The organism is Nitriliruptor sp. (genome assembly GCF_040882075.1).
Lineage (GTDB): Bacteria > Actinomycetota > Nitriliruptoria > Nitriliruptorales > Nitriliruptoraceae > Nitriliruptor.
The window spans coordinates 1-9,034 of record NZ_JBBEBZ010000192.1 but is presented as its reverse complement, the minus strand read 5'-3'; the positions used below and the strand labels follow the sequence as shown (position 1 = coordinate 9,034).

Annotated in this window: 8 protein-coding genes; 1 reads left to right on the top strand and 7 read right to left on the bottom strand. The window is 74.5% G+C overall.

The genetic code is table 11. From position 1 onward, the window contains the following. Nucleotides 1-690: 690 nt before the first annotated feature. From WEB03_RS13605 to WEB03_RS13585, 5 genes are all read right to left on the bottom strand, one after another. Nucleotides 691-2,292 carry an amidohydrolase gene (locus WEB03_RS13605; protein ID WP_368071462.1) on the bottom strand — a complete coding sequence of 534 codons (1,602 nt, stop codon included), beginning with the start codon at nucleotides 2,290-2,292 and terminating at the stop codon, nucleotides 691-693. Beyond that, on the bottom strand, nucleotides 2,289-3,335 hold the full coding sequence (locus tag WEB03_RS13600) for a hypothetical protein (protein WP_368071461.1): 1,047 nt from the start codon (nucleotides 3,333-3,335) through the stop codon (nucleotides 2,289-2,291). Before WEB03_RS13600 ends, WEB03_RS13605 begins: the two co-directional genes overlap by 4 nt. Then, on the bottom strand, nucleotides 3,332-3,598 hold the full coding sequence (locus WEB03_RS13595) for a hypothetical protein (RefSeq protein WP_368071460.1): 267 nt from the start codon (nucleotides 3,596-3,598) through the stop codon (nucleotides 3,332-3,334). Before WEB03_RS13595 ends, WEB03_RS13600 begins: the two co-directional genes overlap by 4 nt. Nucleotides 3,599-3,663: 65 nt before the next feature. Further along, nucleotides 3,664-4,122, bottom strand: a complete 459-nt coding sequence (locus WEB03_RS13590; protein ID WP_368071459.1) for a GNAT family N-acetyltransferase — start codon at nucleotides 4,120-4,122, stop codon at nucleotides 3,664-3,666. A 42-nt stretch (nucleotides 4,123-4,164) separates the two neighbouring features. Beyond that, nucleotides 4,165-5,271, bottom strand: a complete 1,107-nt coding sequence (locus tag WEB03_RS13585; protein ID WP_368071458.1) for a M24 family metallopeptidase — start codon at nucleotides 5,269-5,271, stop codon at nucleotides 4,165-4,167. Between the two features lie 85 nt (nucleotides 5,272-5,356). Between WEB03_RS13585 and WEB03_RS13580 the strand changes: the two genes are divergently transcribed. Next, complete coding sequence (locus WEB03_RS13580) at nucleotides 5,357-7,015, top strand: glycerol-3-phosphate dehydrogenase/oxidase (RefSeq protein ID WP_368071457.1); 1,659 nt, start codon at nucleotides 5,357-5,359, stop codon at nucleotides 7,013-7,015. A 3-nt stretch (nucleotides 7,016-7,018) separates the two neighbouring features. On the opposite strand, the gene WEB03_RS13575 is transcribed toward WEB03_RS13580, so the two are convergent. Next, complete coding sequence (locus WEB03_RS13575; protein ID WP_368071456.1) at nucleotides 7,019-7,942, bottom strand: diacylglycerol kinase family protein; 924 nt, start codon at nucleotides 7,940-7,942, stop codon at nucleotides 7,019-7,021. Then, nucleotides 7,939-9,034 (bottom strand): heterodisulfide reductase-related iron-sulfur binding cluster (locus tag WEB03_RS13570; RefSeq protein ID WP_368071455.1); only part of this gene is annotated, 1,096 nt, incomplete at its 5' end. The genes WEB03_RS13570 and WEB03_RS13575, both read right to left, overlap by 4 nt.

Sequence of the window (9,034 nt, the reverse complement as noted above, 5' to 3'; positions counted from 1 at the left end):
CCTCGACGTCGTCCTCGTCGACGTCGAGCTCGGAGAGACCAGCGTCGGCGAGCTCGTCGTCCTCGACGGTGTCGACGTCCGCGGCTTCGACCGGATCGAGGGCATCCTCGTCACCGCGCTCGGCAGCGGTCGGTTCCTCGCGGCGCTTGCGGGCACGCGCAGCCACGGGCGGCTCCTCGGAAGGTCGGGCGCCGGGCAGACGGCCCAGCGGGCGCGCTTCGTACCAGAGGCTCCGGGGCCGCGCAACACCGCGTGTGACCGCGCGCGGCGGCGTCAGCGTCCACGCGTACAGCCGCTGGCGCGGCGATCGCGCCGGTACAGCGCTCCGGGGGGCCCGGCTGTCGCCGGACCCCCCGTGAGACCAGGTGGATGACCTCGCCGTTGGGGCCGCGCCAGCCTGGTACGGCGTGGCCGACGCGTTGTCTACTGAGCGTGCCATCCACCGCGTCACCGCACCGTCCGCGCGAGATCCTCGGGTTCCCCTGTGCAGCACCGGGCGATGTACCCCCCCGGTCCCTTCAGGAGTCCCGGCCGCCCTTCCTCGCGGAGCCGTGACGGTGACGCCGATGTCCCTACCGAACCAAGAGGAGGTGCGGGTCGTCAAGCCCTGCGGCGTGGATGCCCCCCGCCGTCACGCCGACCGCACGAGGACTTGCCGAGCCGCCGGTGGACGGGCAGCCCCACGCGGTGTCACCTGCCCGGTGCGTCCGGCAGCGGCGCATCGCCGTGCGCGACCCGACCGTGGACCACGGTGAGGACGCAGCGGGTACCCCGCGGGTCGTCGACGGCGTACGGATCGCCCTCGAAGGCCGCGAGATCGGCGCGCATCCCGGCGCGCACCACGCCGGCGTACCGGTCCTGGCGTGCGGCGTAGCGGCCACCGAGGGTCGACATCGACACGGCTTCGAGCCGGCTCACCTCGTGGGTCGCGTGGCGTCGGTGCTCGGCGGCGTGGACGGTCGCCCAGGGGTCCATGGGTGCGACGTTCGCGTCCGAGCCGAACGCCAAGCCGATCCCGCGGTCAGCGAGGGCCCGGTACGGGTTCGTGGCCGCGGCCCGTTCCGGGCCGAGCCGTGTCTCGTACATCCCGCCGGACCGCCCCCAGCGGGCCTCGAAGGCGGGTTGCGCGGACACGACCAGGCCGAGCTCGCTGATGTCATCGAGCAGGTCGCTCGGCAGCACCTCGGCGTGTTCGAGCCGGTGGCGGCGACGTGCGACGGCGTCGCCGAGGTGGTCGGGCAGCGCCGCCTCGGCTGCCCGCAAGCACCGCACCGCCTGCCGCACCGCCTCGTCACCGATGGCGTGCACGCCCACCTGGATGCCGAGCACCGTGGCCTCGAGGAACCACTCGGTCAGGCTCTCGTCGGAGATCTCGAGCTCACCGCGGTGGTCGGGACGGTCGGCGTACGGCGCCCCGAGGGCCGCGGTGTGGCTGCCGAGCGATCCGTCCAGGAACAGGTCCCCACCGGCTTGTCTCAGGTCGAGCTCGACCGGGACCGACAGGTCGAGGGCACCCCAGTACGGGATGATCTCGATGGGCCACTCCCCCGAGACCCACGCGTCGAGGTCCGCGCGACCCATGAGGTCGGGACCGGCCATCTCGTGGACGGAGGCGACGCCGACCGAGGCGGCGAACCGTGTGGCCGCCCGGCGAGCGGCCGAGAGCTCATCGGGGTCCATCGCACCGATGGCCCACCTCCGGACGATGTGGTTCGCCTCGCGCTTGAGGAGCCCGGTCGGGCGGCCGTCCCCGTCGCGTTCGACGCCGGTGGCGCGCGCGAGCGGCGCGGCTGCCAGGGTGTCGTGGTCGATCAGGCTGGCGTGACCGTCGACCCGGGACAGGTAGACGCCCCGCCCGGGCGTGACCTCGCTCAGCTGCTCGGGTGTCGGCAGCTCATCGTCGAAGCCGTACGGGTCGAACCCGTGGCCCCAGATCACCCGCCCGGTGTGTTGCGCCGCGTAGGTCTCGACCGTGCGCAGCAGCTCGGCGCCGGATCGCACGTCCCCGAGGTCGAGGGTCACCTGGCCCAGCCCGAGGGGTGTCAGGTGCACGTGCGCGTCGACGAACGCCGGCCCGACCGCGGCACCGTCGAGCACGTGTCGGTGCTGGTGGGGCGGTGCCTGGTCCGGGTCGTCACCGACCCAGACGACGCGACTGCCGCGGACGAGCACGGCGTGCGCGTCCATCCGCGCGTGCCCGAGGGTCACGATGCGGTCGGCGACGATCAGGGTGCCCCGGGACGCGCCGCTGCGGGCGTGACCGGTGGCGTGCGGCCGGGTGTCCGAGGTCACGGCAGCTCCTCGTCGTCGAGCCCGAGCGTGACCGTCGGCCGTGGCCCCGTCCCGGCGAGCCACCGCAGGGTGGGCCGTAGGAGGTCGCATCCCGCGAGGAGGCGGTGCAGCGCGTCCCCCCGATCGGTGGCCACCCCGCGACCGGCGTGGATGGCGACGCCGCACCCTGCCGCCTGGGCGTGTTCGAGGACCGCAGCGGCCAGGTCGCGGTGAGCGGGTTCGGTGATGATCTGCACCGCTGGACCCGAACGGGCGGCCAGGGCCGCGCCCGCGGGATCGGCCAGGACCACCAGGTCCGCACGACCCTCCGCCCGCAGGTGATCGGCGCCCTCGACGGGCTCAGCGAGCGGCAGCACGGCGGTCGCGTCGGCCCCGAGAGCTCGGGCCAGCCGAGCCTCGGCGAGCCCACCGACGACGACCGACACGTGACGACCCTCTCTCGCCGCGATCGCGACCGCGAGCGCTCCGCCGGGACGGTCGAAGCCGATGACGAGGGTGCGCTGGCCGCCGGGCAGCGTGGCCGGGAGGTCGGCGTACCGGGTCAGCAGGTCGGCGAGGGTCGGTTCGGTGTCGCCGACGGGGACGGTCACCGCGCGAGCCGGCACGATCGCGTGCCCGGTGAGCGGGACGACCCGTCCCCCGTCCCACGTGGGACCGGGAGCCGCGAACACCGGGAGCGCCGTCGCGGGCAGCGCGACGCCGACACGCTGCTCGAGCTCCACCTCGTGCGGGTGGGCGTCGCCGATGGTGACGATGCGCCCTATCACGGTGCCGCCCGATGCCTCGGCCCCGAAGCCGCCGCGCTCGGCGATCGACTCGACGAGCGCGCCGGCGAGCCGCACGGGGTCCGACCCGAGGCGTTCGATCCAGGCGCGGTGATCGACGGGGTTGAGCACGAGGGCTTCGAGATCGAGACGGAGCTCACCGTCCCACAGTTCGGCGAGCGCATCGAGCCGGGTGGCCGTCAAGGGTGCGGCACCTGGAGGTTCGAGCACCCGGTGCTCGCCACCGGCACGACCGAGGGTGGGGCTCGGGGCGCTCACCCGGCACCCGCCGCGCCGGCCGCGAGCATCAGCATCACCGGAGCGAGCAGGAGCAGACCCAGGCCGCCGACGATGCGCCGCCGCGGGTCCGGTCGCCCCTGCAGCTCCGCGCGTACGGCGCCGACGAGCGCCGCCAGACCGGCGATGCCGCAGGTCAGGGCCACACCGAGCAGCGCCGCCGCGAGCGAGCCGCCGCCGCGCGTGCCGAGGGCCCCGACGACCACGGCACCGAGCAGCGACACGATCGCACCCGCGATCAACACCCTCCGGACCGCACCATCGATGAGGGGTCGACCGGAGGTCCGGTGTGGTCCACCCGCGGTGGAGCTCACCACTGGTTCGGGGTGTGGGTCTCGGGTTCGCCGGGCGTCAGGGACATCAGGACCCGGCGGGGGACGTAGCCGACGGATCCGAGGAAGGCTTGACCCCCGGTGTTGTCGGCCGCGACCGAGATCTCGACGACGGGGACGCGGGTCGCTTCGGCCCACGCCTGGATCGCCGTGAGCAGCGCTTCGCCCACCCCGCGTCGCCGCGCCTCGGACCGCGTGAAGACCGGCCCGATCTGGCACCCGATCGGCCGCATCGTCCCCGCGGCGTACCCGAGGAGCTCCGCCGCCCCGTCCCGGGCCAGCCAGAAGATGCCTCCCTGCGGGAGCGGGACGTCGCTCGGTCGGCCGTCCGCCGCCGCGGCGACCTGCTCGGCCCGGTACTCCTCCGCGAGGAGGCGTACCTCCTCGATGCGGGCCCGCTGGACCTGGATGTCGGGGCGGGTTCCGGTGTCGCTCATCGGACTCTCCTCGTCGGTCCCGTGGACCGACACGCACTCAGCTCAGACGACCACGACCTCGCGAGGTCGGTGGTTGACGCGTTCCACGCCGGTGTCGGTGACCACCACGATGTCCTCGATGCGCGACCCGTAGCGACCGGGCACGTAGATGCCCGGCTCGATCGAGAACGCCATACCGGCCGCGACCGGTTCGTCGTTGCCCGCCACGATCCACGGCTCCTCGTGCTCCTCGACCCCGATCCCGTGGCCGGTGCGGTGCACGAACCTCTCGCCGTAGCCGGCGGCCGTGATGTGGTCGCGCGCGGCGGCGTCGATGGCTTCGGCGGGAGCACCCGGGCGGACCGCATCGACGGCGAGGTCCTGGGCACGCTCGAGCACGGCGTGGAGTTCGGCGTACCCGTCGGGGAGGTGGCCGATGGCGTAGTCGCGCGTGCTGTCCGAGCAGTAGCCGGCGCGGGTACCGCCGATGTCGACCACCACCGCATCGCCGACCTCGAGCACCCGGTCGCCCGTCTCGTGGTGCGGCGAGGCGCCGTTCGGACCGGAGGCGACGATGACGAAGTTGACCTCGTCGTGGTCCTCGAGGATCCGGTCGGCGATATCGCGGCCGACCTCGGCTTCGGTCCGGCCAGCCCGGAGCAGGTCCGGGACCACCGCGTGGACGGCATCGATGGCAGCGCCGACCTCGCGGAGCGCCTCGACCTCGGCCGGCGTCTTGATGAGCCGCAGGTCCCGCATCACCGACGACCCCGGGACCCAGCTGGCGCCGCCGATGGCGGCCTGGAGCGCGAGCGTGAACGAGGTCCACAGCCGGTCCTGCAGCGCGAAGGTGCCACGCAGGTCGATGCCGGCCACCTGGAGCCGGTCGACGACGCGCGCGATCGGGTCCTCGGTCTCGGACCACGTGACGAGGTCCGCGTGTGCAGCCGCTCCGCTGTCGACGGCCCGCGGCTCCTCGAGTTCGGGGACGACCAGAGCTGCCGGGCCGTCAGCCGGGACGACCAGCAGCGTCAACCGCTCGAGCGGCAACGCGTGGTAGCCGACCAGGTAGCGCAGGTCCGCGGACGGGCCGACCAGCAGCGCGTCGACGCCACGGGTGCGCATCGCCGCGCGCAGTCGGCCGAGACGGTCGTCGGTCGGGTCCGGCAACGCTGGCTCCCGTGACGGTGAGGGTGGGTGACCGCATCCTACGTAGGCTCGCGCTCCCCGCCGCGTCCATCGACCGAGGTCCGCCGTGCCCGTCGCCCCCCGTGCCGTCCTTCGGCGTGACGAGCAGGTCGACCGCCTCCCCGAACGCGTCGACGTGCTGGTCATCGGCGGGGGCATCACCGGGGTCGGCGTCGCGCTCGATGCCGCGTCGCGCGGCGCATCCGTAGCCCTCGTCGAGCGCGGTGACCTGGCCTCCGGGACGTCGTCACGGTCGTCGCGGCTGGTCCACGGCGGTGCCCGTTACCTGGCGACCGGCGACGTGGCCATGGTCGCCGAGGGTGTGCGCGAGCGCGACCGCCTGCGCCGGATGGCGCCGCACCTGGTGCTCCCGCTGCCCTTCGTGATCCCCACGGACTCGTCGCTCGACCTCGCCCTGCTGCGCGTCGGTATGACCGTTTACGACGCTCTGGCAGCCGGCCGGGGGGTCGCACACCACGATCGTCTCGACGCGGCCGGGGTGCTCGCGGCGGCCCCGGGTCTGGCGCGGGGCTTGCGCCGTGGCGGCGTGCGGTACTGGGACTGTCGGACCGACGACGCTCGCCTGACCCTCGAGGTGGCGCGGGCGGCGATCGCTGAGGGCGCCGTCGTGGCCACCCACACCGAGGTCGTCGACCTGCACCGAGTGAGCGGTCGCGTGGTCGGCGCCGAGCTCCGCGACGTGCTGACCGGTGCGACGCGGACGATCAGCGCCCGGTGGACGGTGTCAGCCAGCGGGGTGTGGGCCGGTGCCGTGCGCCAGCTCGACGATCCCACCAGCGACGAGCTGGCGGTGTTGCCCGTGCGCGGCGTCCACCTGGTCTTCGATCGCGGCGAGCTGCCCATCAACGCGGCCATCGTCCTGCCCTCGGCCGCCGGTGACGGGCGGCGCCTGTTCGCCATCCCGTGGGGTGAGCAGGTGTACGTCGGCACGACCGACGACCTCCACGACCACGGTCTGGACGACCCGAGCCTGCTCCCGACCGACGCCGCCTACGTGCTGGAGGCCACGAACACCGCCTTCGGGACCGACCTGACGGTCAGCGACGCGGTGGGGGCCTGGGCGGGGTTGCGACCGCTGCTGGCCGGGGGCGACGGTTCGACGACCTCGGACCTGTCCCGCCGACACACCATCGTCGAGGGCCCCAGCGGACTCGTCAGCATCACGGGCGGGAAGCTGACGACGTTCCGTCGTATGGCCGCGGACGTCGTGGACCGGCTCGCCCGCGCCGAGGGTTGGCCGCGGCGCTCACGGACCACCCGTACCGCGCTCGGCTCACGCGGCAGCGTCGCCGAGGGGCGTGAGCGACTGCGCGGCTCCGAGGCTGCAGCGTCCGCTGGGCTCGACCCGAGCCTGCTCGGTGGCCTCCACCACCGTCACGGCGACCGGGCTGCCGACGTCCTGGCCGCCTGCGTGGCACACGGCGAGCTCGCCCCCCTCGTCCCGGGGCTGCCCTACCTGCGTGGCGAGGCCCGGTGGGCGGTCCGCCACGAACTGGTCGGTCGGCTCGACGATCTGCTCCAGCGACGCCTGCGCGTGTCGACCCGTCACCGGCAGGCAGGCGGGGCCGAGGCGGTGGCGTGGTGCGCGGACCTCCTCGCCGGCGAGCTCGGCTGGAGCGACGACCGGCGGGAGGCGGAGATCGCCCACTACCTCGCCGCGGTCCGCACCGAGCGCGGCGTGGTCCCCCTCCCCGCCGGCAGCTGACCGCTACAGCTTGATCCGCAGCACCCCGGGGAGCAGGTCGAAGACGGCCGGCGTGGTCCCGAGCACCTCGCCGTCCGCTTCGACGATCAACGGGGGCCCGTCGACCCGGACGGTCGCGCTGTTCCACTCACGCACGTCGGAGCGCGAGGTGTGCGTGCCCTTGCGCAGCGCCGAGCCCGCGCGGATCACGTCCATCGGGGTGCCGGTCCACGCCTGGACGTTGAAGCGCCCGTCCCACGGCAGGGCACGCGGCGCCACGTTCATCCCTCCGCCGAAGAACTGACCGTTGGCGACGATGACGTTGCTGATGGCCTCGGTGCGTTCGGAGCTGTCGAGCGCGATCGTGGTCTCGACCAGCCGGAACCGCGCGACGGCCGCGATCGTGGCGACCGCGTAGCGGCTCTGCCCGAACCGGCGTGGCAGCCGTGCGGCGAGCGCGGTGACCGTGCCGCCGTACCCGGCCTCGGCGATGTTGGCGAACAGCACCGTGCGTGGCTGCCCGTCACGACCCGTGAGCCGGACCCGGCCGACATCGAACGCGTTGGTGGTGTCGCCGAGGAGGTGACGCACCGCCCGTTCGGGCCGACGGTCGAAGCCGAAGGTCCGTGCGAGGTCACCTCCGCTGCCGCCCGGCAGGATGCCGAGCACGGTGTCCTCCGCGTGCGGCTGGCCCGTCTCGGGATCGACGAGCCCGTTCACCACCTCGTGGATCGTCCCGTCACCCCCGACGGCCACCACGAAGCGCCTCCCGGCGGCGACCGCTTCCCGGGCGATGCGGGTGGCATCCCCCGCCCCGGTGGTCTCGGCGACGTCGTGGTCGAGCCCGAGCCGGTGGAGCTCGGCGGACGCGGCGCGCAGGACGGCGCCGCGGTCGTTGCCGGCGCTCGGGTTCGACACGAGCAGGGGCGGTCCGTACGGCGCGCTCACGAGGAGCTCCCTTCCGAGGTGCCGGCAGAGCCGGCTGCAGGGGTTCCCGGCGGGTGCTCGGGTGACCCGGCGAGGCGGGTGACGAGCACGGAGGGGAGGTCGGCGACGTCCGCACCGGCGGCGCGCAGCCGCTCGGCGGCCCGGGCGCACCCGGTGACCACCGGTCCCGTGCCGAGCTCGCGGACGCGGAGCGCCGCCGTGGCGCCGGCAGCTGCCGGATCGAGCTGGTCCATCCCGAGCCCAGCGCCGCTGCACCCGGTCCGCTCCCCGTGGTGCTCCGGCTCGATCAGCTCTGCGCCCGCAGCGGTCAGGACGCGGCGGGGGGCGGCCGTGACACCCTCGCCGCGGGCCAGGACGCACGGGTCGTGCCAGGTCGCCGCCCAGGAGCTGCCCGTGAAGCGCAACCGGCCGTCGGTGACGGCCGCGTCGAGGTGGGAAGCGACGTCGGTGACGGTCAGCCCCGCCGAGCGGAGAGAGCCGAGGCAGTGCGGGTCGGTGGCGACGATGGTCACCGCGTCATCGGGATCGGCCGCGGCGTCCAGCGTGTCCACGGTGTGGTCGGCGACCTCGACGGCGAGGCGTCGCCGGGCGGATGCAGCCGCATCCCGTGCGCCGAGGTCGTCGAGCAGCGCCCCGCAGCAGCCTTCGGGGACGTGGACCGCGACCCGCTCCCCCGCGGCGCGCAGCACCGCGACCACGGCATCGAGGGATGCGCCGTCGTCACGGCAGCCGGCGACGATCAGGGTGGTCAGGTCGTCGTCACCCGGCGGAGCGACCGGGAGCGGGGACCCCGCGGGGTTCCGCCCGTCGGCGACGTGGGCGATCGCTGCTGCGACGACGGGGTCCGCCACACCGGCGTCGACCAACGCGGCCCGCCCCGCCCGCACCTGCGCCGGCACGTCCTGGTCGAAGACGCACGGCACCTGGCACGCCAGGCAACCGCTGCAGGCCGTGAGCCGATCGGCGGCCTCGGCGACCAGCGGCAACCGACCCGTCGCCAGGTCGCTCACGGTCCGGTGGAAGCTCCACGGGACCGCATCGTCGCGCCCCGTCGCCGACGTGACCGGACAGGCGAACGTGCACATCTTCGGG